Annotated in this window: 27 protein-coding genes; 20 read left to right on the forward strand and 7 right to left on the reverse strand. The window is 39.7% G+C overall.

Annotation, left to right across the window (positions count from 1 at the left end; all coding sequences use genetic code 11):
• The first annotated feature begins 22 nt into the window (after window positions 1-22).
• The 15 genes from CTN_RS00120 to CTN_RS00195 all read left to right on the forward strand — a co-directional run bounded on the left by CTN_RS00120 (window position 23) and on the right by CTN_RS00195 (window position 14,628).
• Window positions 23-1,249 carry a sugar transferase gene (locus CTN_RS00120; protein ID WP_012644914.1) on the forward strand — a complete coding sequence of 409 codons (1,227 nt, stop codon included), beginning with the start codon at window positions 23-25 and terminating at the stop codon, window positions 1,247-1,249.
• The gene (locus tag CTN_RS00125; RefSeq protein ID WP_196776456.1) at window positions 1,228-2,046 is read left to right on the forward strand and encodes a glycosyltransferase family 2 protein; all 819 of its coding nucleotides are present in this window, start codon (window positions 1,228-1,230) and stop codon (window positions 2,044-2,046) included. The genes CTN_RS00120 and CTN_RS00125 overlap by 22 nt, the downstream gene beginning before the upstream one ends.
• A gap of 368 nt (window positions 2,047-2,414) precedes the next feature.
• A complete protein-coding gene (locus CTN_RS00135) occupies window positions 2,415-2,813 on the forward strand; it encodes a hypothetical protein (RefSeq protein ID WP_038068201.1) in 399 nt (132 codons plus the stop codon).
• 29 nt (window positions 2,814-2,842) lie between these two features.
• Window positions 2,843-3,640, forward strand: a complete 798-nt coding sequence (locus CTN_RS00140) for a glycosyltransferase family 4 protein (RefSeq protein ID WP_012644917.1) — start codon at window positions 2,843-2,845, stop codon at window positions 3,638-3,640.
• A 12-nt stretch (window positions 3,641-3,652) separates the two neighbouring features.
• Entirely contained in the window at window positions 3,653-4,810 is a 1,158-nt protein-coding gene (locus CTN_RS00145; protein ID WP_012644918.1) for an EpsG family protein, read from the forward strand.
• Between the two features lie 38 nt (window positions 4,811-4,848).
• Window positions 4,849-5,769, forward strand: a complete 921-nt coding sequence (locus CTN_RS00150) for a glycosyltransferase family 2 protein (RefSeq protein ID WP_038068212.1) — start codon at window positions 4,849-4,851, stop codon at window positions 5,767-5,769.
• Window positions 5,770-6,678 (forward strand): glucose-1-phosphate thymidylyltransferase RfbA, encoded by a 909-nt coding sequence (rfbA, locus tag CTN_RS00155; protein WP_012644920.1) that lies wholly within the window; start codon window positions 5,770-5,772, stop codon window positions 6,676-6,678.
• Complete coding sequence (rfbC, locus tag CTN_RS00160; RefSeq protein WP_012644921.1) at window positions 6,675-7,241, forward strand: dTDP-4-dehydrorhamnose 3,5-epimerase; 567 nt, start codon at window positions 6,675-6,677, stop codon at window positions 7,239-7,241. The genes rfbA and rfbC overlap by 4 nt, the downstream gene beginning before the upstream one ends.
• Window positions 7,238-8,266: a dTDP-glucose 4,6-dehydratase gene (rfbB, locus tag CTN_RS00165; RefSeq protein WP_012644922.1), complete on the forward strand. Its 1,029-nt coding sequence runs from the start codon at window positions 7,238-7,240 to the stop codon at window positions 8,264-8,266. The genes rfbC and rfbB overlap by 4 nt, the downstream gene beginning before the upstream one ends.
• Before the next feature lie 32 nt (window positions 8,267-8,298).
• The gene (locus tag CTN_RS00170) at window positions 8,299-9,060 is read left to right on the forward strand and encodes a glycosyltransferase (protein ID WP_012644923.1); all 762 of its coding nucleotides are present in this window, start codon (window positions 8,299-8,301) and stop codon (window positions 9,058-9,060) included.
• Between the two features lie 4 nt (window positions 9,061-9,064).
• On the forward strand, window positions 9,065-9,916 hold the full coding sequence (gene rfbD / locus CTN_RS00175; RefSeq protein WP_012644924.1) for a dTDP-4-dehydrorhamnose reductase: 852 nt from the start codon (window positions 9,065-9,067) through the stop codon (window positions 9,914-9,916).
• A gap of 2 nt (window positions 9,917-9,918) precedes the next feature.
• Entirely contained in the window at window positions 9,919-11,286 is a 1,368-nt protein-coding gene (locus CTN_RS00180; RefSeq protein ID WP_012310457.1) for an MATE family efflux transporter, read from the forward strand.
• Window positions 11,287-11,364: 78 nt separating this feature from the next.
• Window positions 11,365-11,916 (forward strand): polysaccharide biosynthesis C-terminal domain-containing protein, encoded by a 552-nt coding sequence (locus CTN_RS00185; RefSeq protein WP_012644925.1) that lies wholly within the window; start codon window positions 11,365-11,367, stop codon window positions 11,914-11,916.
• 124 nt (window positions 11,917-12,040) lie between these two features.
• Window positions 12,041-13,234, forward strand: coding sequence for a glycosyltransferase family 4 protein (locus CTN_RS00190; protein ID WP_012644926.1), 1,194 nt, complete (start codon window positions 12,041-12,043; stop codon window positions 13,232-13,234).
• Window positions 13,231-14,628, forward strand: a complete 1,398-nt coding sequence (locus CTN_RS00195; protein ID WP_012644927.1) for an oligosaccharide flippase family protein — start codon at window positions 13,231-13,233, stop codon at window positions 14,626-14,628. Before CTN_RS00190 ends, CTN_RS00195 begins: the two co-directional genes overlap by 4 nt.
• Before the next feature lie 520 nt (window positions 14,629-15,148).
• Here the strand turns inward: CTN_RS00195 and CTN_RS10245 are convergent.
• A complete protein-coding gene (locus tag CTN_RS10245) occupies window positions 15,149-15,241 on the reverse strand; it encodes a nucleotidyltransferase family protein (RefSeq protein ID WP_010865166.1) in 93 nt (30 codons plus the stop codon).
• A gap of 174 nt (window positions 15,242-15,415) precedes the next feature.
• A complete protein-coding gene (locus tag CTN_RS00200; protein ID WP_012644928.1) occupies window positions 15,416-16,813 on the reverse strand; it encodes an ATP-binding protein in 1,398 nt (465 codons plus the stop codon).
• A gap of 255 nt (window positions 16,814-17,068) precedes the next feature.
• Between CTN_RS00200 and CTN_RS00205 the strand changes: the two genes are divergently transcribed.
• The gene (locus CTN_RS00205; RefSeq protein ID WP_011942970.1) at window positions 17,069-18,226 is read left to right on the forward strand and encodes an AAA family ATPase; all 1,158 of its coding nucleotides are present in this window, start codon (window positions 17,069-17,071) and stop codon (window positions 18,224-18,226) included.
• Between the two features lie 54 nt (window positions 18,227-18,280).
• On the opposite strand, the gene CTN_RS00210 is transcribed toward CTN_RS00205, so the two are convergent.
• Together CTN_RS00210 and CTN_RS00215 are read right to left on the reverse strand one after the other, a co-directional pair.
• Complete coding sequence (locus CTN_RS00210; protein WP_004081204.1) at window positions 18,281-18,631, reverse strand: nucleotidyltransferase family protein; 351 nt, start codon at window positions 18,629-18,631, stop codon at window positions 18,281-18,283.
• The gene (locus CTN_RS00215; protein ID WP_012644930.1) at window positions 18,582-18,842 is read right to left on the reverse strand and encodes a HEPN domain-containing protein; all 261 of its coding nucleotides are present in this window, start codon (window positions 18,840-18,842) and stop codon (window positions 18,582-18,584) included. The genes CTN_RS00210 and CTN_RS00215 overlap by 50 nt, the downstream gene beginning before the upstream one ends.
• Before the next feature lie 515 nt (window positions 18,843-19,357).
• Between CTN_RS00215 and CTN_RS00220 the strand changes: the two genes are divergently transcribed.
• The 3 genes from CTN_RS00220 to CTN_RS00230 all read left to right on the forward strand — a co-directional run bounded on the left by CTN_RS00220 (window position 19,358) and on the right by CTN_RS00230 (window position 21,859).
• Window positions 19,358-19,762, forward strand: coding sequence for a hypothetical protein (locus CTN_RS00220; protein ID WP_012644932.1), 405 nt, complete (start codon window positions 19,358-19,360; stop codon window positions 19,760-19,762).
• Between the two features lie 351 nt (window positions 19,763-20,113).
• Entirely contained in the window at window positions 20,114-21,331 is a 1,218-nt protein-coding gene (locus CTN_RS00225) for an AAA family ATPase (protein ID WP_038054488.1), read from the forward strand.
• Between the two features lie 9 nt (window positions 21,332-21,340).
• Window positions 21,341-21,859: a DUF4276 family protein gene (locus tag CTN_RS00230; protein ID WP_012644934.1), complete on the forward strand. Its 519-nt coding sequence runs from the start codon at window positions 21,341-21,343 to the stop codon at window positions 21,857-21,859.
• A 209-nt stretch (window positions 21,860-22,068) separates the two neighbouring features.
• Here the strand turns inward: CTN_RS00230 and CTN_RS00235 are convergent, their stop codons facing one another.
• Window positions 22,069-23,079 (reverse strand): coiled-coil domain-containing protein, encoded by a 1,011-nt coding sequence (locus CTN_RS00235; RefSeq protein WP_049750493.1) that lies wholly within the window; start codon window positions 23,077-23,079, stop codon window positions 22,069-22,071.
• 89 nt (window positions 23,080-23,168) lie between these two features.
• On the opposite strand from CTN_RS00235, the gene CTN_RS00240 reads away from it, so the two are divergent.
• A complete protein-coding gene (locus tag CTN_RS00240; protein WP_161595585.1) occupies window positions 23,169-24,413 on the forward strand; it encodes an HD domain-containing phosphohydrolase in 1,245 nt (414 codons plus the stop codon).
• On the opposite strand, the gene CTN_RS10010 is transcribed toward CTN_RS00240, so the two are convergent.
• Both CTN_RS10010 and CTN_RS00245 read right to left on the reverse strand, forming a co-directional pair.
• A complete protein-coding gene (locus tag CTN_RS10010) occupies window positions 24,397-24,495 on the reverse strand; it encodes a UDP-N-acetyl glucosamine 2-epimerase (RefSeq protein ID WP_144399056.1) in 99 nt (32 codons plus the stop codon). The two genes, CTN_RS00240 and CTN_RS10010, sit on opposite strands and share 17 nt — an antisense overlap.
• Window positions 24,492-25,595, reverse strand: coding sequence for a glycosyltransferase (locus CTN_RS00245; RefSeq protein ID WP_038066242.1), 1,104 nt, complete (start codon window positions 25,593-25,595; stop codon window positions 24,492-24,494). Before CTN_RS00245 ends, CTN_RS10010 begins: the two co-directional genes overlap by 4 nt.
• Window positions 25,596-25,610: the final 15 nt, after the last annotated feature.

The raw sequence follows: 25,610 nt of genomic DNA on the forward strand, positions 1-25,610 counted from the left end.
TAATTAAGGGGAGGCGAATGTTTTGTATCAACTGATTGTCTTCGATCTTGTGGTGCTTTCTGCACTCAACCTCCCTTTTTTTAACTGGTACGTGGGAATACTCTTTTCGCTGTGTATGACACTTTCTTTCTTTGCCTTCAGGCTCTACGACCTTGAAAATGTTCAAAACTACAACGAACAAATCATAAGAACAACTGTTGGCACTCTTTTTTCTTTCATACTGATCCTTTTCTTCTATCCCCTCTTCGAAAAAGACATCACCCGATACAACTTCTTCTACAACTTTTTGGTCTCTGTCGTTTTGATCCCTCCTCTGAACACCCTTCTTGGAAAACTCTTCATCAAAAACCAGCCCACAAAAACGTTCCTTGTCGTGGGAAGAAAAGAAGAAATAGAACCCATCCTGAAAGAAATAGAAGAAAAAACGACGGGAAAGTACCGCTTTGCAGAGTACATAAACCCAACGGTTGAAGTTCTGAAAAGAAAACTCGTCCATTACGACGGAGTCCTTCTTGCAGACCCAGAGTTCGAAGACGTTCTGAAGAAGGTGAACATCGAACGTGTGGAATACCTGCCAAACCTTGTGGAAAAAACCCTGAAGAGAATCCCCATGAAAGTCCTGGAAAAGTTCAGAGAGTACTACGAGGTTTGCTTCAGCGCTGTGAATGATGACTCACCGGCAAAAAGAATCCTGGACATCGCTGTCTCTCTGATCGCCCTTGCTGTCTTCTCCCCCATCATGCTCGTTGTTGGTATAATTATATACCTGGAAGATGGAAGGCCCGTTGTGTTCAGGCAAAAGAGGGTTGGGAAAGATGGGAAAACATTCACGATGCTAAAACTCAGAAGTATGAGGAAAAAGCAGGAGAAAACACCGAAGTTCGCAGACCAGGAAAAAGACAGGATACTCAAGATTGGAAGAATCATAAGACCATTCAGAATAGACGAGGCGCTTCAGTTTGTGAACGTGCTCAGAGGAGAAATGAGCGTTGCAGGACCAAGACCGGAACAGGTGGAGTTTGTCCGAATCTTTGAAAAACAGATTCCCTTCTATCACCTGAGACACAAGGTGAAACCCGGTATCACCGGCTGGGCACAGCTCATGTACAAGTATTCTTCCAGTCTGGAAGAAGTCAAAAAGAAACTCAGCTACGACCTTTGGTACGTGAAGAACAGAAACATCTTTCTGGATCTAAGGATAATCCTTCAAACGCTGGAGGCTGTGCTGTGGAGGAGAGGGGCGAAGTGAATAATAGCGATTTGGATATTTCGATCATAAGTTTGACGTGGAATAGTGAGAAGTACGTGAAGAAGTTTTTAGATTCGATTTTAGAAGATTTAAAAGAAAGTGGTTTGTCCTACGAAGTTATAATCATAGACAACGGTTCGAAAGATTCCACTTTGAAAATCTTGGAAGAATATCGTAGCAGAGAACCAAATTTTATATACATTCCCCTTGGAAAAAACACAGGTACAACTTTCTCGAGGAACATAGGGATACGCATAGCACGTGGAAAGTATATTGGAATTCTTGATTCAGATACGATGGTTCCAAAAGGAACTATAAAAAAGATAATTGACGCTTTCCAGGAAATACCATCAAACAGAATAGGAATAATTCATCCCAAGCTGGTCTATCCAGATGGTACGTTCCAGGAATCAGCTAGGCGATTTCCAACCTTCTGGATTAAAGTTGCTCGGTTAATGGGATGGGAAAGAATCAGAAAAAAGTTGGAGAGTATAGAAGAAGTATTAAATGAAAAAATCACAACTGTTGATTATGCCATTTCAGCTGCCTGGTTCTTAAAACGTTCTGTTTTTGATGAGGTTGGCCTTCTTGATGAAAAGATCTTCTATGCCCCAGAAGATGCAGAATTCTGTGCAAGATTATGGAGAAAAGGGTATGAAGTCTGGTACTATCCAAAGGTTACCATAATTCATGATGCTCAACGAATCACAAAGAAAAAACCTTTTTCAAAACTGGGAATACTTCATATTCTTGGTTTACTGCGTTTTTGGGTTAAGCATCACAGGATTTTGAGTTGAAAATCGTGAAGAAGATAGCAAGGAGGAAATTTGATTTCGTTTGTTTTAAAAATTCTCCTGAAAATGCTCCTCGTGGTCATGGAAAAGTTCAGAGAGTACTACGGAGTTGTGTTCACCAGTATACGATCTTTGGTACGTGAAGAACAGAAACATCTTTCTGGATCTAAGGATAATCCTTTGTTATCAAGAGAATTTTTGATGAAAATTCAAAATAATTCGGTTATTTGAAGAAAGCAAAATTCGGTTTTGATTTCTACTCTATATCCACATTCATATTCTCAAAACTCATATTGACATTTCCTAAGCTTCCATAATACTTCGTAAAACTCACGAGTATTTCCTTACAAATAGCGTAAGGAGGTATTTGAATGATGAAAAGAATGCTTTACATTACACGTTTTTTTGATCCTACAATCAGCTCTGGCTTGACAAACAGATTTTTAAGAATATTCCAGCAATTGTGTCAGAATTTTTCCGTTTATATGTTGGTGTTCGTTCCAGAAAAAGAAGCAAATAAGCTGAAGCATTTCAAAAACATAGGAGCAAAGACCATAATTCCCGTTTATATGAGTCCTTGGAAAAAAATGACAGGGTATTTTCGAGCCACCTTACTTAATGGTACGTTTTACGACTTCTTGTTTTATAATGAAAAAATCAAGGCCACAATTAAAAATCTTATACATGAGGAGTCAATAGACATGATTTTTGCAAATTATTTTTATTCAGCAAAAGTTTTTGAGGATATTCATAACGTAAAAAAAAAATAGTTGATCTTGTTGATTCTGTATCTCTTCACATGGAGTATGCATTGAGAGACAAAAATATTCCGATTTTACGAAGGATTTTGTATAAAAAAGTTAAGGAAAGGATTCTCAAGGAAGAAATTGAAGTAATAAGGAATGCAGATACAATCTTCATAACAACTGAAAAAGAAAAACAATTTTTTAAAGAAAAAATTGAAGAATCAGATTACAACAAGATACAGGTAGCTTATAATGGAGTAGATGAAAAAATATTAGAAGTTGGGAAAAAACGAGTCCAGATGATAAGAGACAAAGCTTTTGTGTTTAACAACAGATTGTTGTTTCTTGGAACCTTAAATTATTATCCGAATGAAATAGCTGCTATCAGACTGGTCGAAAAAATCTTTCCACAAATACTGAAACACAAAAAAGATCTGGAATTGTACATAGTGGGGTCGAATCCTTCAAATAAACTAAAAAGGCTATGTGGGAATAATGCAAAAATAAAATTGCTTGGTTACGTTGAGGATTTGCATGAGCTTCTAGTCAAGACAGACATTATAATACTTCCAATGACAGTAGTCAGTGGCATCCAAAACAAGCTTCTGACAGGATTATCATCCGCTATACCCGTTGTTATAACTTCTCAGGCTATCTTCGATGATAAACTTCAACATCTCAAAAATGTTATGGTCGCAGAAACTGATGATGATTATGTCAACGCAGTTGTTAAACTTTATGAGTCACCTTCCTTATATTTTGAAATAGCTGAAAACGCGTTTAAATTTGCTGATGAAAACCTTAGATGGTCTAAGGTTATAGAAAAATACATGAATGCGATTCTCTCATAAGGAGAATAAATAATGGTATATCTGCTTCCTGTAGTGGTACTATTCTTTATGAATTTAATACTATCGAAAAGTAATTTTAGGTATTCCAAGATAATTATCCTGTTTTTTTCAGTTACCTTCATTTTCATTTCATCATTGAGGTATAGAATAGGCACAGATTGGGAACCATACTATGAATTTTTTCATCTTCCCTCATATAAATTGATGTTGGAACATTATTTTGAACCCCTTTATAAACTGTTGGCAATTATTGTGAAATTGTTATTCAACAATTATTATGCATTTTTATTCGTTATAGGTTCTTTTTTCCTGGTAGAAACTTACACCGTAAACAAAATAGCACTTGAGACAATGAAACCAAGGGGATATAGCTCTACAATTTTATTGCTGGCTATTTACATGTTCAGGTTTGCAGATTACATGGGGGGACAACGACAAGCATTGGCTGTAGCTTTATGTATGGTTTCTTTAATGTTTCGATTAAAGAATAAAACGTTTGCATCTATAATAGTGTGGATTCTTGCAATTCTTTTCCATTATTCGGCATCTATCTTTATCATACCTATGATTATCTACGGTATGATCGAAGAAAGGGGAAGAAGAATTTTCGAAATAAATCCTTTGGTAATCTCATTGTTTCTTATTGTCTTTTTCTCAATATCATATTGGATCATCAACAACTCGTTAGTGCTCAATAGAAATATTCCAGTAATCTCCAGCATATTAATGAAAATGGTTGTGTATCAGGGAAAAAGGGGCACACTTGGGATAATTGATTACAGCTTTCGTGATCCTCTTTTAGTTAGTGAAAGGATACTTTTCAATCTGCTCTTTATCATAATCGGAAAAAATTTTTATCGTAAAAATAGATTTGGTAAATTCTTACTAGCGACTTACAGCTTTTCCACATTATATTACATATTCTTCATGTTTACTGCAAGAGTAATAGCAGGAAGAGGAATTGCTTACTTTAGATTTTCAGACGTACTGTTGTTATCAACGTTGCCAGAAGCTCTACGTTCTAGACTTCGTAAAAGTGACTACAATAGTCTCTTAGCCACAAAGCTCTTTGAATTTTTAATAATTACGTATATCGTTGCACGATTTGTCGTTGTAGTACTCTGGGCAAATCGTATTTTCTACTTACCATATAAAAGCATCCTGCAATAAATAAATGATTGTGATAGAACCTTTAAGGACGTGATATGGTGCCAAAAACAGTTGCCATTTTAGTGAGCTATAACGGTTTCCATGACACAGTAGAATGCGTAAAAACTCTGCTTAATCAAACGGTACCACTACATAAGATAGTGATTGTTGATAATGCTTCTCCTAACAATGACTATGAAAAACTCAAAGAAGTATTCTCAAACGAATCCAAGGTGGTTGTTCTCAAGACCCCAAAGAACGGTGGTTTCGCCTATGGTAACAACTTTGGGATAAAGTATGCTATGGAACATTCCAAGCCAGATTTTTTCCTCCTTATAAACAATGACACGATTGCTGACAGGCACTTACATGAGGAACTATTAAGGGCTTACGAAAGATTCAAAGATCAAAAGATAGGAATCGTTACTGGAAAGATCTACTATTACAACGAAAAAGACAAAATATGGTTCGATGGTGGATATTTCTCTAAGTTAAAATGCAGTGGTTATCATTCTAATTACGATAAATATGACACAGTCGTTGTCAATAACGATGAAATAAGAGAAATAACATTTGCCACTGGGTGCTTGTGGTTTGTACCCACCAAGATTTTTGAGGAAGTAGGTTTTCTTCCTGAAGAGTACTTTCTCTACCTCGAAGACACAGATTATTGTTTAAAGCTACAGCGGAACGGCTACAAGATTATCTACAATCCTAACACTAAAATCTGGCACAAAGTGGGAGCAAGCTCCGGCAACACAAAGAAGACTCCAAAATATTACTGGATGAACCGAAACAGGATAATACTTTGCAAAAAGTACTTTGGGACTTTCAGAGCCTACCTGTTCACATTTGGATTTCTGATACCAACAAGACTCATTAGATTCCTCCAGTTTTTGATGAAAGGAAAGTTAGTCAACACATTTGAGGGTATTATAGATGGCTTGAATTTCCGTGTGAACAAAGGAGGGGAGAAGTAAATGAATAGCATTGCGCGCAAAGGCATCATCCTCGCTGGTGGAGCTGGAACACGCCTGTACCCTATGACCCTTATAACTAGTAAGCAACTGTTACCCATATATGACAAGCCCATGATCTATTATCCGCTCACCACGCTCATGCTGGCTGGAATAAGAGAGATTCTTATCATATCAACACCCAGGGATCTTCCAAATTTCCAGAGACTTCTCGGTGATGGAAGTCAATTTGGAATTTATCTCGAATACGCTGAGCAATCTGAACCAAGGGGTATAGCGGAAGCTTTCATAATAGGGGAAAAGTTCATAGGGGACGATCCGAGCGCTCTTGTTCTTGGAGACAACATCTTTTTTGGACACGACCTCACAAAACTTCTCAGAGAGGCAAGCAGTAACACGGAGAAAGCTACTATTTTTGCCTACTACGTTGATGATCCAGAAAGATTTGGAATCGTGGAGTTTGACGAAACGGGAAAGGTGCTTTCCATAGAAGAGAAACCTAAAAACCCCAGATCGAACTACGCAGTCGTGGGACTTTATTTTTATCCGAAAGGTGTCTCTGAACTTGCAAAGACATTGAAACCCAGCAAAAGAGGAGAACTGGAAATAACAGACCTGAACAAGCTGTATCTGGAAAAATGCCTTCTCGAAGTGAAAATACTTGGAAGAGGATTCGCTTGGTTCGACACAGGAACAGCGGACGCAATGCTCGAAGCTTCAGAATTTGTGAGGATTGTTCAAAAAAGACAGAATATCATAATCGCATCTCCGGAAGAGGTTGCTTTCAGAAACGGCTGGATCTCAAGAGAAGAACTCTTAAAAGCTGCTGAAAGGTACAAAAATTCCGTCTATGGAGAATATCTGAGGAGAGTTGCAGAAGGTAAAATTATATACCGGAGGGAAGAGAAATGAAGGTCATGGAAACAGATTTGCCAGGAGTTTTGATTATAGAACCCAGAGTCTTTGAAGACGAACGTGGCTGGTTCATGGAAAGTTATTCTTACAGAGTATTCAAAGAGCTTGGAATAGATGCTGTGTTCGTCCAGGATAATCACTCCTACTCTAAGAGAAAAGGAACTCTCCGGGGAATACACTTCCAGAATAATCCGGTGGCACAGGCAAAGCTAGTAAGGTGTACAAGGGGAAAAATCCTCGATGTGGCAGTTGACTTGAGAAAGGGTTCACCCACGTACAAAAAATGGATCATGGTAGAACTCTCAGAGGAGAACAAAAGGATGCTCTTCATTCCAAAAGGCTTTGGTCATGCCTTCCTAACTCTCACCGATGATGTAGAAGTGCAGTACAAAGTCGATCAATACTACTCGAAAGAACATGACAGAAGCATCAGATGGAACGACCCGGATATAGGGATCGACTGGCCAATAGAAGAACCTATCCTCTCAGAAAAGGACAGAAACGCTCCGTTTTTAAAAGACAGTGACTGTAACTTTGTCTATGGTGGTGATGAACAGTGAAAATTCTCGTCACAGGTGGAGCAGGATTCATAGGAAGCAACTTTATACACTACATGATGGAAAAACATCCAGATTACAGAATTATCTGTCTTGACAAGCTCACCTACGCTGGAAATCTAAGAAACCTGGAAAGTGCGTTGAATAGAGAGAATTTCCGCTTCATAAAGGGAGACATATGTGACAGGGAACTGGTCTACAAGGTGTTCGAGGAAGAAAGGCCAGATATCGTTGTGAACTTCGCTGCAGAGTCGCATGTGGATAGATCCATTGAAGATCCGGAGATCTTTCTCAAGACCAACATCATAGGCACACAGGTTCTGATGGACGCTTGCAGAAAGTACGGCATCAAAAGATTCCACCAGGTTTCAACAGACGAGGTGTACGGAGATCTTCCACTGGACAGACCCGATCTGAAGTTCACAGAAAAAAGCCCGTTAAAACCCTCTTCTCCATATTCTGCCTCTAAAGCCTCTGCCGATCTTCTCGTCATGGCCTACCACAGAACTTACGAACTTCCTGTTACTATATCTCGCTGTTCCAACAATTACGGTCCATACCAGTTCCCTGAAAAGTTGATTCCATTGATGATTATCAACGCTATCCACGATAGACCTCTGCCCGTTTACGGAGATGGAAGAAATGTCAGAGACTGGATACACGTGAAAGACCACTGCGAAGCGATAGATCTTATAATACACGAAGGAAAAGAAGGAGAAATCTACAACATCGGTGGGGAAAACGAAAGATCCAACATAGAAGTGGTGAAGATGATTTTAAAGGAATTAGGCAAGCCCGAGAGTCTCATCAAGTTCGTGAAAGATAGACCCGGACACGATAGAAGATATGCCCTCGACATCACGAAGATGAAGGAAGAATTCGGCTGGTCACCAAAGATTTCTTTTGAGGAAGGACTCAGAAGCACTATAAAGTGGTACCTTGAAAACAGAAACTGGTGGGAAGAAATTATAAACGGTGAATATATGAAATACTACGAAAAGATGTATGGGGAGAGATTGAAAGAATAAATAAGAGCTAGTGGGATTGAGGGGGTGATTAGGTGATTTCCATAGTTTGTGTCTATAACAAAAAAAACATTTTAAATGAGTATCTAATAAAAAGTTTAGAAATCCAAACCTACAGTGATTATGAGCTTATACTGCTGGATAACCGAAGAAATAAATACAAATCCGCCGCTACTGCTCTAAACGTTGGAGGAAAGCGTTCAAAAGGTGAGTGGATAATGTTTGTTCATCAAGATATAAAATTTGAAAAACCGACGGTTTTGTCGGATATTGTTGAGATATTATCATCAAATTCAAGAAAACAGGAAGCAATTTTTGGAGTAGCTGGTCGTGATCCAAAAAAAGGTGTTTTGACAAACATCACCCACGGTTATCCACCAGTAAGAGCTGGTGAGGAGAATGTGAAAAATGATGTTATAGAAGTACAAACCGTTGATGAATGTCTTTTTATTATTCCGAGATCATTATTTGAAAAATTAAGATTTGATGAAACAACAATTGACGGCTGGCATTTGTATGCCGTTGATTATTGCCTAGAGGCATATGAAAAATTTAGGGCAAAATCATATGTAATGGGTATAGAGGGCATTTACCACAAATCCTCTGGATCATTGGACGAAAGCTATTTTAAGATCCTAAGAAAAGTGAGCAACAAGCATAAAAAAATAAAAAGGATATATACGACAATGGGTACATGGCCCACAAACACCATTGTATTAAGAAGCAAGATTTTCCTTCTAAAAATGAAAGTCAAGTTAAGACAAATTTACAAAAAAATAATTTTTAATTGGAGATGAGGAAATGCTGGTCCTCATAACAGGAGCCAATGGGCAGCTTGGGAGAGCCTTTCAGGAACTTTTTAAGGAACAAGGAATAGATTTTATCGCAGCTACAAAGGAAGAGCTCGATATCACAAACCTTCAGCAGATCAGGGAGTTTGTACGGAAAAATGAAGGGATCACCCACATCATCAACTGTGCTGCTTACAACAAAGTGGACGAAGCTGAAAGAGACTGGAAAACAGCGTACCTTGTCAACGGCATCGGCCCGAAAAATCTTGCGATAGTTTCAAACGAAATAGGTGCGGAACTCGTTCATTATTCAACGGATTATGTCTTTTCAGGAAAGAAAGGATCTCCATACACGATATACGACACTTCCGATCCTATAAACAAATATGGTGAGAGTAAGGTACTTGGAGAAAGATTCGTTATGAGCTTTTCTAACAGATACTACCTCATCAGAACGAGCTGGGTGTTTGGTGATGGTATGAACTTTGTGAGAAAAGTTTTGGAATGGAGCAAGAAAAGCAAAGTGCTGAGAATCGTAGATGATGAAGTGAGTTCCCCAACGTACGCACCAGATCTTGCAAAAGCAACGTGGGAGTTGATAAAACTCAAAGCGTACGGATTGTATCACATAACGAACAGTGGCTATTGCTCTCGATATGAATGGGCTGAGTTCATTCTGAACGAAATAGGGTGGGATGGAGAGCTCAAGAGAGCAAAGCAGGAAGATTTTAATCTTCCCGCGAAAAGGCCTAAGTTTTCGGTGTTGGATGGGTTTGGATTGAGGGAATTTACTGGGATGAAGATGGAATCGTGGAAAAGGAGAACAACAGAATTTATCGAAAAATTAGGAAGTGATTACTGAATATGAATTTGAAAAAGGATTTGGTAAAAGTCTTAGGCGCTAACTTTATCCAATTTTTGATAGGAGTGGTTAATGGCTTTCTAATACCTGCTGTCTTAGAAATTGATCAATATGCTTATCTAAAAACTTTTACTCTTTACACAAGTTACGTTGGTGTATTACATTTTGGGTTTAACGATGGTATTTATTTAAAATATGGAGGGAGAAAAAGACACGAAATAGATCTATCCTCACTGAAGTACGAACGTAATTTTCTTCTTAAGTTTCAACTGGTTGTAACGTTAATATTTATTGTCTTGGGTGTACTAAAAAAAGATTTTATAATCATATCATTTGCTCTGACAATTGTGCCTTCCAATTTACGAACATTCTTTAACTTTCTCTATCAAGCAATGGGAGAATTTTCAGTATACTCAAAAATTGCAGTCATTTATCCAATCAGCTTGCTTACATTTAATTTGATTATAATATTTGTCCTTAATTCGAAAAGTTATATTCCTTTTGTAATATCTTATCTAATAGCACTTTATCTTCCATACCTTGTATATGAAATAGAATACAATCGCTCGTTTAAAATAAACAATGTCGCTGTTGGAAAAGATTTTTCTGAAATAAAGATGTTGTTTAAAATAGGAATATTTATAATGCTCGGAAATCTTTCAACACTTCTCGTTTACTCTTTAGACAGGTGGTTCGTCAAGTTGTGGCTTACAATAGAAGATTTTGCTTTCTATTCCTTTGCAGTATCGTTGATGTCAGTTATAAACTTAGTGATCTCATCTGTTGCAATGACGTTTTATCCATATTTATCGAGAGGATATACAGAATCATTGCTCAACAAACTGAAAAGCTATCTTATCATTGTTGGAAGCATTTCATCAACTTCATATTTTATTATAGGTTTGATCGTGAAGGTTTTTCTCTTTAAATATGTGAAATCACTAGACATAATATCAATACTCTTTGCCAGCTTCCCTGCCACTGCTATTATCAGTGTTTTATATACCAATTTATATAAAGTCAATAAACTGGAAAGAAAGTATTTCAGGACTGTTGTCACAATACTTATTATTTCTTTCACCTTGAATACCATAGCTCTATCTATCGGCCACAATAGTCAATCTATAGCCTTAGCCACAACTATCACCTTTTATATATGGCTGTTCTACTCTCTGAAAGATTTTAGAGATCTTCGATTTCATCAGAAAGAATTTCTATTCTTAGTTGTTTATTTATCTCTGTTCTTTATATGTACTCTTGTCCTGGGATTCATGGAAGGTTTCGTCACTCTTGGAGCGGGTATTTTTCTACTGACAATTACAATTTATAAAAAAGAATTCATCGAATTGATTGGTGAGATATTTAAGTAGAGAACTAGTTTGTAATTTACATATTTATCCCAACTAAGACGTATAGGGATAGGATTTACCTAATACTCTATTCTTGCAATGGTACTCATTTTGGTTACGATGAAGGATTTCGTGCCATTGTTCTTTGGAAGTAAGTTTCTTAAGGTAAAAGATCTTGTGATTTATATAACACCCATAATTCTTTTCATATCTTGGAGCAATCTGTTTGGTATCCAGATCATGGTGCCGATGAAGAAAGAAAATTACCTGACAGCCTCCGTGATAGCTGGAGCATTGGTCAATTTCACAATGAACCTGCTGTTGATTCCAAACTATCAAGCTTTGGGAGCAGTTATCGGAACAGTTGTAGCAGAGTTTACAGTTACACTGGTTCAGATGATCCTGGTACGAAAGCTGATTTCTCTAAAACCTTTATTCTCTCAGATCTGGAAACACATTGTAGCAGGACTAATAACTCTTCTTGTATTGTTCCTTTTGTCTCAGATCAATCTAAATCCGATCTGGAGGATTGTCTTGGAACTCGCTACAGGTTTAACTGTTTATGTTTCAGTGGAGATGATATTGAAATCTTCCATAAATACTCTTGTTTTCAGAAAAATCCTTTCGTTCCTAAGAATATATCCCTCCTAAAAATGATCCCAATAGTCTTTTTATAAAGAAAGAATCGTTTTTTTCTAATTACTGCTTTTGAGATATCATAAGAGAGGATTTCACATTCTACAAAATCGAAGAACACTGGGGGTAACTTCAAAATATGAACACTCTCCTCATCACCAATCTTTTTCCAAAGGTTTCAAATCCAAATTCTGGAATCTTCATTGTCCAAAGATTGAAGCATTACAAGACTTATGGTGTGAACTTCGATGCTGTTTCACCAGCCTATGAGAATAGCAAATTGGTGGTTCTATTGAAGAAACTCTTGAAGAAGCAGAATGGAGAATATCCATTGGAAGAATATGAGAGAGTGAAGTTCAAACCTGTTCTGATTCACAGAAACTTGCATACAGTACTGATGAACAAAATCTCTCGAAGCTATTTTGTAAAGATTGCGGAGCGATTTGTCGGAGCGATTGAACAATCGTTCGATTTCAGAGAATACGATCTGATACACGCTCACGGTATGTACAGTGTTCCAGCAGGTTTAATAGCAAAGATCTTAGCAGAAAAGTACAGAAAACCTTTCATTGTCACCCTACACGGAAGTGATGTTAATATTCTCATGCCGCGGAGAAGAGAGATATACGTGTCCATCCTTGAAAGTGCATCGGCAACGATATTTGTTAGTAAGGCGCTTCTTGAAAAAGCAAAATCTTTAGGATTTTCCGGCAAAAACGCTGTTGTGATTCCAAACGGCTACGACGAGACAATATTCAAACCCATGGACAAAAAAGCTGTAAGAAAAGAACTTGGAATACACAGAGAAGGCTACAAGTACGTGGGCTTTGTAGGAAACCTCATACCGATAAAGCGAGCAGATAAACTGGGAGAGATATTCCATCTCATTGCAAAAGAGATACCAGAGATGTTCTTCATCATAGTTGGAGATGGGCCGTTGAGAAAAAAGATCGAAAAAGAAACGAAAGGCTTGAACATCATCTTTACAGGAAGACTTCCACAGAAAGATGTGGCAAAGTACATGAACGCAATGGATGTGATGATGCTTCCAAGCAGAGAAGAAGGTTTTGGTGCTGTTGTAATAGAAGCCCAAGCTTGTGGAACATGTGTGATTGGAAGTAGCAACGGAGGAATTCCAGAAGCGATAGGTTTTCCAGAGTACGTTGTCGAGGAAGGAGATCAATTCGAAGAGAGATTCGCAAAAAGAGTGGTACAGGTTTTAAGGGAAGGATACGATATGAACAAACTTCTGGAGAGAGCAAAAGGATTTGCCTGGAAATATATAGTAGAAAAGGAGATAGATGTGTACAAGCGAGTGGTGCGGAAACCATGAAGCAGTATTTGAGAGGTTTTCTATCTTTTTCGTTAGGTACCTGGTTTCGTGCGATAATTGGTTTCATTTCCACTCCCGTCATCAGCTACTTGATCGTGCCCGAAGAGTTCGGCCGTGCTTCGATGTTCACGTTAGTGTACAATGTAGCTCTGCTGTTTTCCCTTCTTGGACTTGATCAGAGTTTTGTAAGGTATTACTACGAAAAACAGGACAAGAGTGAAACCTTTTGGAACTGTCTAATACCCTCCGTTGTTTTCGGAATGGGAATTTCAGTAATTTTCATATTGTTTGAAAGACCCTTGAGTGTGGTTTTGTATGGAAAACATTACCGCTGGATCGGTTTACTTTTTGCATTATCACTGCTTACTGGAATTCTACAGAGATACAATCAACTCTCCATTAGAATGCAAAAGAAAGGGATTTTATTTTCCACATTGGATATCATTTCTTCTCTAGGCAATTTTGGAGGAACAGTATTATTTGTGTTGACCCTTTCAGGAAGTTTTTATGCAATTGTACTTGGTCAGATAGTTGGAAACATCTCTGCCTTAATAGCTGGATTTCTTGCCGATAGATCGTCTCGCAAATTCGCAAAGTTGAACATAAACCTTCTGAGAATTTTCCTGAAGTACGGCCTTCCTTTTGTGCCTTCTTCTCTCCTGTACTGGCTTTTCTCGTCGATAGATAGAATCTCGTTGAGACAATATTCCACCTTTACAGAAATAGGCCTTTACAGCGCTGCGTTCAAGATTGTCTCGGTAATGCAGTTATTACAGAGCGGCTTCACCACCTTCTGGATACCCGTTGCCTATGAAAAATACGAATTGAACAATGATTCGAAAGAGTTTTTCAAAAAGGCGAACACGATGGTCAGTGCTATTTTGTTTGTAGCCGGCATTTTTGTTCTTGGATTCAAAGATCTCATATTTCTGCTGTTCGCCAAAAGTTACAGAGAAGCATCGTACATCGCTCCATTTTTGATACTCTATCCGATTATGTACACGATCTCTGAAACCACTGTTTTAGGTATCAACTTCTCCAAGAAGACCCACTGGCACATTGTCATCACAAGCCTTTCTGCCATTGCGAATTTCCTAGGTAATACGTTACTTGTTCCCATACTTGGTGCAAGAGGCGCCGCTGTATCAACAGGACTTTCCTACATTCTCTTTTTTATACTGAGAACGGTTATTGCGAAGAAGTATTATCCCGTTGATTTTGACCTTGGGAGAATCTATCTGTGCACCCTTTTGACAATCACTGTTGCTGCAGCCGGCACATTTGTGAAAAACTATGCGTTCTACGGCATCCTCTGCGTTCTAGTGATGCTTGCTATCTTACTGATTTACAGAGATGCGTTTTCCTACATAAAGAATCAACTCAGAAAAAAGTGATCTGAAAGCAACAAACAGGGCACAAAAGGACTGTTTACATATATTTAGAGGAAAAGAATTCTCCATCCCAGTTCCCGCTTTTACAAATCAGAGTCGCATTAGACACCAAAGTAATCTATCGAATACACCACCGTACATCACCATACTGTCAAATATGATCTTTTCGGAAAAGCGTTTCAACTGCTATACTTGTGAAAATCCCAGTGGGAGAGATGAAGAATTACAAAGACACGGTAGAAACCAGAGGAAGACAGTCTACCTTCCACAGTTCCATCAGATAGCAGAGTCTTTCTTCAATTTTTGTTGTATTATCATTCACTCCCATTCTGATGTATCATATATCAATACAGAACTTAAAATTCTGGAAATCATTAGTAGAACTTCATCGGAGAAACTATAGTTCGATTTGACCCATCCACAGGTCAAAATTTGACCTTTCTGTAGGTCAGTCTCTTTCGAACACAGTACATAGAATCTCTTCAAATATCTTCTTTCCTGTAAATAACCACTCCGTTTTCGATCATCTTTGTGTTGGATCATCATAAACCACAAGGAGATCGATATCACTGAAGGCGGTGATTTTTCTCTTTGCGTGAGAAGCGAAGAGCACCACGAGTCTCAGACGATCTTTTCAGCAAGCTCACCAGCCTTGTTGCAACTGCGTCGTCTCGGCTTTCACCGGGGCTTCTGAGATCGTTATCCCTGGCGGTGGGAACTGATCGACATTTATGGGAGCGCTATGGACTGAGAACAGAGATTTCTTTGAACAGCGTGAAGACAAAGGTTACTATTCGTTTCCTTCAAACACTGCAAAGAAGAGCCATGCCGGTACCGCCACGATGTTTTCGTCTCTGAAGATCGCATCCTGGGTGATGACGATTCCTTTCTTGAAGACTTTCTTCATCCCAGCATAATCGGACCTGTGTATGTTGTTCTGGAAATTGATTTCAACCGGTATGAGAGAATCTCCGTGTTCGAAAACGAAATCTACCTCATTGCCACGATCCGAATACCAGAAAAATGGTCCGTCGTAAAGGTTCATGCCGTTCGGCAAGGTCTTTCCGTTTCCCATGAGATGTCTCAGAGTTAGCATCTCCACAATCTGGGGAAGCTTGATCTGCTTTCCGCTGATCTCTTCAATGATATCGACCACAACTCTATCGATGGGATACGTCTTCTTCTGTTTCTTCAATCTGACGGTTTTTCTGGAAATATCCACGAAAAACACGTTCATCAGAATGAAGCTGTAACCAAGATACTCGAAATATTTCTGAATCGTGTCAACACTTTCTATAGCGCCACTGAATATGTCAACAAGGGAGTTCCATGAAAAACGCTGCCCCACTATATCTGGAAGTTTTTTGAAGATCTCTATGATCTTAATTCTCGACCCCAGGTATTTCTCCGCGTCTCCCAGGATGAAATCTCGAAAAACTCCTTTCGTGATCTCGTCGATCTTGCCTTCTTTCAGGAAAACATCTATCACTTTTGGAAATCCACCTGTATTCAGGTATTTCAGGAAGTATTCCTTCAGAAAAGAGTTCTTGAGATACAGAATTCGAAGTTCTTCCTCGCTTTTCGAGAAGATATCATCCACTGACATTCTTTCCACCGAAACTCCAAGGCTTTTTAGAAATTCTCTGAAGGTGAGAGGAAGATACACCAGGTCTTCACCGTAACCCTTTCTTCCTGGAAGTCTTTCACTCGATCTCTTCAGATCGAAAGCAGAGGAACCTGTGAGTATGAGGAGGGAATTTTCAAGCAAGCCGATGTCTACCAGATATTTGATGGATTTCTGCCAGTCTTCCACCGCGGTTATCTCGTCTATGAATAGGTATCTTGTTTCACCGGCTTTCCTTTCGAAAATCTGAAAATAGGTCTTCATCGTTTCTATCAATTCGAACCTATCTTTCACGGCGTCGCATGTGAAAAAGAAAATGTTCGATGGTTTCACACCGTCTCTTAAAAGCTTCCTTATGTAGAGTTTTAAGAACGTAGTTTTTCCTATCTGGCGAGGTCCCCTTATTGTGTATATCCCGGGTTTGTTCAGCGGAATCTTCTTGAAGAGATTTTCTGGAAAGTATTTGAATGTGCTGTTTTCGAACATCGATATGTGTCGATCAGTGTTTATGACCTCTGGGTCTCGCCACCACGGATTCATAATGTAAAGCTCGTCCATCCTCACTGCGAACCACTCCCTGGAGAGATTTCATCTTATTTTACCATACTCGTTCGAATTTATCTACCTCATTCGATAAAAACGTACGAATTTATCGAATTGGTTCGATAAATATTGACGTGTTTGATTTTCAAGTCACGTCCGCCTGAGAAAGCTGTCGAACCTGTCCGGTGTCTGTCGAGTTTGTCGACGGTGTCGAGACGGTAACAGGAATTTGTAGTATAATCTAAACAAAACAGAAAATAATACAGGGGTGATTTTGTGAAGCAAACGGTGGCCGATCTTTTGAGTGTTCTGGTGGACAGACCGCTCAGAGAAGGCGAATCAGAGTACCTGGTGAACAGGGCCAGGGAGATAAACTATCTGAACTCAATAGCACTTCATCAACCTTTTGGGATTGTTGGTGTTTCTGGAGAGACGGGCATTGGAAAAACGACGGTACTCAACTTCGTGAACCCGGAAGGAGTATTCACGGTCAGGGTGAACATCTCGCTCAGAGACTCCATGGAGAGCATACTCTACGATCTTTTGCACAGTCTGGCGCTTTCCCTGGAGAAGGTGGAGGGAGTGTCGGATCTTGCAAAAGAGGTTAGAAAGTGGATAACGGATGAAGTTTCAACCATAAAGGGCTTTTCCCTTGGTGTTTCCTTTGGTGTGAACGCCAGCCTGACACACGAGAAATCGATCAGACCGAGGTTCAACTTCTTCGAAGCCAGAGAAAAACTCGGAGAACTGATAAAACAGACGGTTCAGAGAAAGGGAAAATTCCTTCTGATCATAGACGAACTGGACAAGGAGAAGAAGGAAGACGTTCTCAGGGTGATAGATTCGATAAAGAACTTCATCATCATGGAGGATTTTGTCGTTATACTTTCTCTTCCCTTTTCGATATACCGCGAATACGCTGCCGACAGACTGAGATGGAACGAAGCAGGAAATCTGGAAAACATATTCACGGACATCGTTTTTGTTGAGACTCTGAAGAAACTTGAGATCAAAGAGTTGATCATCAAAAGGCTTGGATCTTACATTGAACTCATCGAAGACGGAGTGCTCGATATAGTGGCCGGTTTTTCCGATGGAAACCCAAGAGACGGCCTGTGGATATTGACAAAGGCGATCTACGACAACATTCACAAGGAACTGTTGAGTAAAGAGGATCTGATCAACACGATCAACAGGACGATATCAGAGTACACCGGGCTGACTCTGAACCTGACAGAAAACCAGAAAAAGGCCATTCGAGTCCTGAGAGGTTCTGTCTACTCCAGAGAAAAGATCATAGAAACACTTCAGAAAGAGGGCTTCAAGCGAACAACGGCGTACTCAGTCATGGATCAACTCCTTCAAAAGCGGATACTCCTTGTTGAAAAGGAAGGCTACAGGATCTCTGGAAAGTTCAGTTACATGGAGATCTGACGGTTTGTCGATCCCGTTCGATGTCTGTCGAGTTTGTCGAGGTTGTCGAGATTTCTATAACGCTTTATAAACAACCACTCCACCCTCGATCATCTTCGAGATGGTCTTTTCCATCTGTTTGTATTCACTCAGAGAGTAGACGTGCGGTTCCAGTCCTTTCAATTTGATGGTCCTTTTCACGATTTTATAAGCGTCTTCTCTGAACGGGTCTTCGTACACGACAAGAAGATCGACATCGCTGAAGACGGTGAAATTTCCCTTCGCATAAGAGCCAAAAAGTACCACAAGTCTCACAGGAAGTTTCTTCAGGAGTTGTGGAAGGGAATTTCTGATGATTCCCAGGACCTTTTCCCTTTTATATTCTGGATAGAAGATCTTCGCAGAATCGGATGATCTTTTCAGCATAGTTCACCAGCCTTTCGGCTTCAATTCTGGAATACCTGTTTCTGGGGGAGCCGGAAGGAAGGGCATCCGGATACCTTGTGGGGATACAAGCTTTGTCCAGTTCAAGGGCATGGTCCATGAGTTCTTCAGGGATTTCAAAGTGTCTGGAAAGTTCTTCGAGCAGATCTGCTATGGAACGTTCCCATGCCTGTGCTCCCATTTTCTGGAACACGGCTTTTACGGCTTTTTCTGCTGCCTGTTGTGAAGAAAAGTAAGTAGAGATTTTCTCGTGATTATTATAACCCCACTAGTTTGGAGATTTTGACCTATATGTAGGTCAAAATTGGGAAGATTTGACCTTTTGATAGGTCAATATGTGTTATAAAGCGGGAAAAGAAATACCCAGGGGTTGTTTCGGATGCCCGAAAGATATCTTATAACCTGGGATTTGCACACCGAACTCTCCCTGGATGGTGTGAAAATAAAAGTTCTGCCTGCCTATCTCTTTTTGCTCGACGCGGTTTGATGTTTGTTTCAATATCTTTCAAATAGGTAATATACGTTGAGATGTCAGTGTTTTTACTTTTACACATTGTAAAATAAAATTTTCCGTTAATTAAAGTGAGAACTGTTGTTTTAATGCTCTTCGGGGTGGCTCTTCTGGGAAACGAAGTGTGGTTTTTCTTCGATCCTGTATTTTCTGTCCTTCCATGAATCATTGAAGGAAGTGGTGGTTTCACCGGCGGTGTGGAGTTCTCTGTGTCAAACACGGACACTGTTCTCATCCGCGGAATTGGATACACAGCGTCTATGTCTGATCCTTCGAACATCGAAATCTTGGCTTTTGGAGGGGAGATTTCGTACAATCGATATTTCAAAGAAGTTTTCAACGGAGGATATGTTGGTGTGTCACTTGGTTATTCTTTGATAACATACAAACTCAACGACACATCTCTTAACATTCACGCGCCTGTTTTTGGTGGATCACTTGGTTACAAAATAAGATTCAACCATGTGTACATCAACCCTTACATCGATTATAGTTACTACTTCCTCATCTGGAATGAATCAGACCTGGAAGAAGACATTTCTCTTCCAAATATTTTCATGGAAGGCTTTGGATTTGGTATAAACCTGGGAGTACAATTTTGAAGGTTAGATCAGTATCCTTCGCCTCTGTCTGAATTAAACATAGGGCATTCGACCCCCTGGCATCTGTCAGGGGGTTTTTGTTTACCTGGAGATGGGCTTTTCACAGTGGACGGTGAAGATCCAGAGCGTTTCTCATGCCAGCAGGGTACGCTAAAGACCCAACCACCAGATCTCTTCCCGCATTTCTCGTCACCTAGCAAGCATGAAACTGCTACTTCAGCCTGATTACTCTGAAAGGTTATAGTTCAGACTATTATATTTTGGACTATAATTCCTATAAGTTGAGTTCTGCGGTTTGTTTTACCGACAATTGATTTATGTAGTAATATAGTGTTGAAGGGAGGAGGAAATATGTTTATTGAAAAGATAGAGGGAAAAAACTTCAAGAGTTTTGATGAACTAAAAGTCGATCTTGGGAATTTCAATGTTGTGATTGGCCCTAACGCTTCAGGAAAGTCAAATTTCATTCGCATTTTTGAGTTTCTAAGAGATATTGCCAACTTTGGCCTGGATAACGCAATATCCCTGCAGGGAGGGCATGAGTACATAAGAAACATGAAAATAGGTTCAACCCAGGATCTATCGCTAAAGGTAACTTCTTCTGAATCACAGTCGCAAAACAAAGAAATACCATCTTTTCTAGGGAACGGAGAAGTTTTAAAGATAGTAAAGATTGAGTACGAATTTTGCTTGCGGTTTGACCAAAAGACATGGTGTAGAGTAACAAAAGAAGAATTGAAACAAGATCTTAAAATTTTTACAAGAAAAGATCAGACAGATGTTTTTTTAAAAGTTCTTCGGAAAAACGGAAAATTGAACTACCAGATAGAGGTACCAGATTCTAATTACAAAAAGATGGTCGAAAATACGCTCTTTTTATTGAAAGAAAATATACCAGAAAATTCTCTTTTGATGGAAACTCCTTTATTCAGGTTCCTGACCCCACTTGGTGATATATTCAGAGAGATCGCAATTTACGACTTCGATCCAAAACTGTCAAAAAAGGCTATTCCTATTACAGGGAAAGCCGAACTGGAAGAGAATGGCCAGAACTTACCAATAGTGGTTAAGAAAATACTGGAAAACGAAGAAAGCCGAAAAAAGTTTTTCAATCTTGTAAAAGACCTTCTTCCTTTTGTGGAAAGCCTTGATATAGAAAAACTTGTAGATAAATCTCTGTTGTTCAAGATACGAGAAAATTACTTTGAAGACTACATACCGGCACCTTTGATTTCTGATGGGACAATCAATATAATTGCCCTTGTTCTCGTTTTGTATTTCGAAAAGAAACGTGTGGTGATCATAGAAGAGCCAGAAAGAAACATTCACCCCTACCTTGTTTCCAAGATAGTAGATATGATGAAAGATGCTTCTCGTCAAAAGCAGATAATAATCACCACACACAATCCGGAGTTTGTGAAGTATGCAGGTCTAGAAAACTTGCTCTTTGTCTTTCGTGATGAAAAGGGTTTTTCGAGGATTGAAAGACCCGCAAATAAAAAAGAGGTAGAGGTATTTCTCAAGAACGAAATAGGTATAGATGAACTCTATGTCCAGAATTTACTGTGAGGTTCAAGCATGCTCCTGATCATATTTGTTGAAGGAAATGATGATGAAAGATTCTTTGAAAGAATTGTGGTGCCAGTTTTGAAGAAAAAATTTGATAGTGTGAAATTGGTAAAATACGCTCAGATGAAAAAAGAGCGGCTTGAGAGTTATATACGTTCCATCACAAGTGCTGGATGGGATTACATTTATGTAACTGATATGGACGATTCACCATGTGTAACTGCGAGAAAGCAACAAATACAGAATTATTTGCCCAATATAGATCCAAAAAGGGTTGTCGTTGTTATCAGAGAGATAGAAAGCTGGTATCTTGCTGGATTGAACAAAGACAAATCTCGAGATTTAAAAATCAAAGAAAGAAAATTAAAAAACACCGAAAATATAACAAAGGAACAATTCAACCGTTTGATCCCAGAGAAATATTCTAGAATAAACTTTATGATCGAATTGCTTGAAAACTTTTCCATAGAAACAGCCAAACAAAAAAACAGATCTTTCAAGTATTTTGTCGAAAAATTCTGTTCCTAACACCTATGGGGTACACTAAAAGCCAGGTCATCAGGTTTTCGTTCATATATTTCCCATCGCCCAAGCATATTGTGTATCGTTGTTTCATAACAGTATCCCGACAGAGTGGATGATTGGACTCTGCAACACGGTCATTGAATAGCAGCACTAACTTTTTCCGTTTTCAAGCGTTTTGATTCATTCTTCTCCAACAACTGTGCTGATATTTTCTAGCTTTCAAGGCTGATGGCTTCAAGGCTGGAGAGATTCTCTTTCAGAACCCTGAGGATATCGTTGAGGGATTTGAGTATTGATAGTGCTTTCTTCAATTTTTCTCGAAGTTTTTCAGATTCTGCCTGTGCTTTTTCAACTTCCCTGGTTAGAGTTTCTGAAAGGATTTTCAGCTGTTCGTCTTTTTCCTTCAAAGCCTCCTGAAGGGTGGTCAGTGAGCTCTGGTAAGTTTCTACCAGAGTTTCCAGCTCGTTCATTCGCTCCAGCTGAGTTTTGGCCTGAGATAGCTGTTCATCCCTTTTTCGAATCTCTTCTTTCAGAATTGTGATGGTGGACTCTGCTGTCTCAAGACGCTTTTTCAGATCTTTGTTTTCCTTGAAAATCTCCGTTATCGTAGCCGGTGCACTTGCAAGCGAAGCAAGAATGGTGATCTCCTCGTTCTTCGCATCGAGTAGATTTTCCAGATCCTGGATTTGATTTTTCAGGTTGAGAATATGCTGATCCTTTTCTGCTATTTTTTGATCTTTCTCTTCTAGCAGGCTTTTCAGGAAAGACACAGACGCGGTGAGAGTTGTGATCCGATCTTCCAGGTCAGACTCACGATCTTGAAGTTCTGTTATTTTTTGATCTTTTTCTTTCAGCAGGCCTTCTAGGGAAGACACAGATGCAGTGAGGGTCGTGATCCGATCTTCCAGGTCTCCTATGGTCTGTTCTTTGTTTGAAAGTTGGTCTTTAAGATCTTCAATCTGGCTCTCCAGTTCACTCACTTTCTGCCTCAGACTTTTAACATAACTTTCGTTTCGCTGAATCACAGATCTCAATTGCTCAAATTCACTTTTTGAAATGTCCACGTAGTCATCGTGTCCCACCCACGTATGAAGTTCTGAATCAAGCATATAGTGGATTTCATAGGACCTGTTCGCTGAAAAATCCAGAACGGAGAATGTTCCCCTTGCAAAAAGTATCAGAGAGATCAGTAAAAAAAGCACACCAGACACTTTCATCCTCATGTTGATCCCCCCTGAACTCGATATCACCGATATTATATAATTGTCCTGGAAACTTCCCTGCAACGAGGTGAAAAATGTTGAATTTAACGGTGCAGGTTCCCCTTGAGTCTTTTGTGAAAATATTCAATCACTTTGGAATCCTCGAGTACAGAAATTTTGTCAAGCACTCTATCCAGGTTGCAAAAATTACAAGGGAGATGGTAGAAAAACTCTCACTTCCGGTAGATCTGGATCTTGCCTATCTTTCCGGGTTGGTACATGACACCGGGCTTGTTCTTCTCGCATCGACGGAGAACTACAAAAGGTTCAGCGACCTGTTCAGAGGAGTGGCCGACCTGGAAAAACTCGTATTTTCCCTCGATGAAAAGAACAGACACGCTGGTGTTTCCCATACACTCATTTCCTCCGTGGACTTTCTGTCTTCAGAATGTAAAGAGGCCGTTTTGTATCATCACGCACCATACCATGAACTGAAAGATGAAACAACAACCTTGCTTGCAAACTGTATAAACGCCGCTGACAGGATCTCCCAGATTCATCTGAAACACCACACCGAAGAGTTAAGTGTGGACTTTCTGAAAGAAGCAACCGAGAGAATAGAGAATGATCCGGGCATAACTTCACCGGTGAAACAGGTGGCACTGGAAATTCTGCACGATCACTGCATTGTATATCTTCTGGATGAGAATCCAAGGTTCCATTCTCCCAGGCTTTTGTCTCTCAGCGAGTTTGAACCCCTCGTTAAGATCCTTGCCTTCTTGCTCGATGTGAGAAGCATCTACACGAGACAGCACACACTCACGGTTGCCGAAGTTTCCAGAATCATTGCTGAAGAGATGCTGGGCGAAGAGGATGCCAAACTTGTTTACATCGCCGCTTTGCTTCACGACGTGGGAAAGATCAGCGTCCCACTTGAGATACTTCACAAACCGGGCAAATTGAACGAGGTTGAGATGTTCATCATGAGAAACCACGTGGTGGATACCTACAGAATTCTGGAAGAAGCAGGCCTTGGCTACATAACAAAGATAGCGGCCGCACACCATGAAAGGTGCGATGGATCTGGATATCCTCTTGGGCTGACCTCACGAAACCTCACCGTGCACCAGAAGATTCTTCAGGTAACGGATGTGTTCTCAGCACTCATCGAGGACAGACCATACAGAAAGGCACTCTCTGTTTCTGAAGCACTGAAGATTCTGGAAAAAGAAGCCTCTCAGGGTAAACTGGATCGAAGGGTGATCGAAACACTGAAACTCCTTGTGGAAAGGAAAGATACCGTTTCCCGGTTGAAAGAACAGGCTTTTGCCCGATTCTCTAAGATGCACTTGTGAGAACTATCACCTCAACGATCCTTCCGGCAGCGTTTCCGTCACCGTACAGTCCATCTGGATAATATGATCCAAGTACTTTCATTCGATCACCTCGGCTATTTTCTTCAGAAATTCTTCTTCTTTCCTTTCATCCCAGACGAAAAGGTTCTGATGTTTCTTGATGTTTTCCAGTATTCTTTCGTATCTTTGACAGGCGTCTTCTATTTTCCTCAAACTGTCCTCTGTATTTGAAGGATCAATGACAACTCCTATCTCTAACTCTTTAACTAACCTTGCCATTGATACGAAGGATTTTTTGACAACAACCGGAGTACCGGCAGCGATGGAATCGTAAAATTTATGCGGCAGAGCGTACAAATCGTTCTTGTAGTCCTCTCTCCCGATTGTACTGTAAGACACAAGCGAAAACATTCCTTTTGAGATCTCCTCCATCATTTTCTCATACGGTAGAAAGGAAGTGTATGTGTGAGGCACATCGGAGAACACTTTTGATTCCATTCCTATTACTCTGAAAGAAAATCCCTTTTCGATCAGTGCCTTTATGAGTTTCTTTTCATAGGTGAGATTTCTCTGGGTTTTTCCCACCATGATGATTTCCTTTCTTTTTCTGCCGGAATCAGGTTCGATTTTCAATGACGCATAATTCGGAACAACGAAGGTCTTTGACGGGGCCAGACCAGTTTTTGCGACGATCTCATCCCGTGTTTCTTCAGAGACAAAGATACACAGGTCAGACAGTTCAAGTTGTTTTTTGAATATTCTCCACATGAAAAATTCTTTCAGATCACTCAATGGTCTGGGAAGGACGTTGAGGAAATTTTGGGGATGGTATTCGTGAATATCGTAGATGATCTTTTTCCCCTGTTTTTTGGTTATCAGAAATGGTTTCAAGGGCTTCGTGGCCGGAAAGTGATGGAGGTAAAGCACATCGTAGTCCTCTCTTTCCACAAGATGACAGATCTTCTCATCGAAGATCCTTCTTTCTGAAAGTTTGCGCAAAACGCTTCCTGTGTTCTCGCATTTTAGTGGTATGTATTCAATTCCTCTTTCCTCGAAACCGGATTCTGATTCCTTCGTTCGGTACTGGTATATGACCTTCCATCTTTTAGACAGTGCTCGCACCGTTCTGAAGACCCTTTTGTCGTCTCGAGAATGCATGTATCCGATGACAAGAATCTTCACAGCAGTCACTCCTTT

It is taken from the genome of Thermotoga neapolitana DSM 4359, assembly GCF_000018945.1.
GTDB classification, from domain to species: Bacteria; Thermotogota; Thermotogae; order Thermotogales; family Thermotogaceae; genus Thermotoga; species Thermotoga neapolitana.

Excerpts from the sequence above, each read along its gene's own strand:
- CTN_RS00235 (WP_049750493.1), bottom strand. The coding sequence starts at position 23,079 with ATGAGGATGAAAGTGTCTGGTGTGCTTTTTTTACTGATCTCTCTGATA.
- rfbC (WP_012644921.1), top strand. The coding sequence starts at position 6,675 with ATGAAGGTCATGGAAACAGATTTGCCAGGAGTTTTGATTATAGAACCC.
- CTN_RS00210 (WP_004081204.1), bottom strand. The coding sequence starts at position 18,631 with ATGCTGAAAAGATCATCCGATTCTGCGAAGATCTTCTATCCAGAATAT.
- rfbD (WP_012644924.1), top strand. The coding sequence starts at position 9,065 with ATGCTGGTCCTCATAACAGGAGCCAATGGGCAGCTTGGGAGAGCCTTT.
- CTN_RS00225 (WP_038054488.1), top strand. The coding sequence starts at position 20,114 with ATGTTTATTGAAAAGATAGAGGGAAAAAACTTCAAGAGTTTTGATGAA.
- CTN_RS00180 (WP_012310457.1), top strand. The coding sequence starts at position 9,919 with ATGAATTTGAAAAAGGATTTGGTAAAAGTCTTAGGCGCTAACTTTATC.
- CTN_RS00185 (WP_012644925.1), top strand. The coding sequence starts at position 11,365 with ATGGTACTCATTTTGGTTACGATGAAGGATTTCGTGCCATTGTTCTTT.
- CTN_RS00145 (WP_012644918.1), top strand. The coding sequence starts at position 3,653 with ATGGTATATCTGCTTCCTGTAGTGGTACTATTCTTTATGAATTTAATA.
- CTN_RS10010 (WP_144399056.1), bottom strand. The coding sequence starts at position 24,495 with ATGAAAGTACTTGGATCATATTATCCAGATGGACTGTACGGTGACGGA.
- CTN_RS00135 (WP_038068201.1), top strand. The coding sequence starts at position 2,415 with ATGATGAAAAGAATGCTTTACATTACACGTTTTTTTGATCCTACAATC.
- CTN_RS00190 (WP_012644926.1), top strand. The coding sequence starts at position 12,041 with ATGAACACTCTCCTCATCACCAATCTTTTTCCAAAGGTTTCAAATCCA.
- CTN_RS00230 (WP_012644934.1), top strand. The coding sequence starts at position 21,341 with ATGCTCCTGATCATATTTGTTGAAGGAAATGATGATGAAAGATTCTTT.
- rfbA (WP_012644920.1), top strand. The coding sequence starts at position 5,770 with ATGAATAGCATTGCGCGCAAAGGCATCATCCTCGCTGGTGGAGCTGGA.
- CTN_RS00195 (WP_012644927.1), top strand. The coding sequence starts at position 13,231 with ATGAAGCAGTATTTGAGAGGTTTTCTATCTTTTTCGTTAGGTACCTGG.
- CTN_RS00140 (WP_012644917.1), top strand. The coding sequence starts at position 2,843 with ATGGAGTATGCATTGAGAGACAAAAATATTCCGATTTTACGAAGGATT.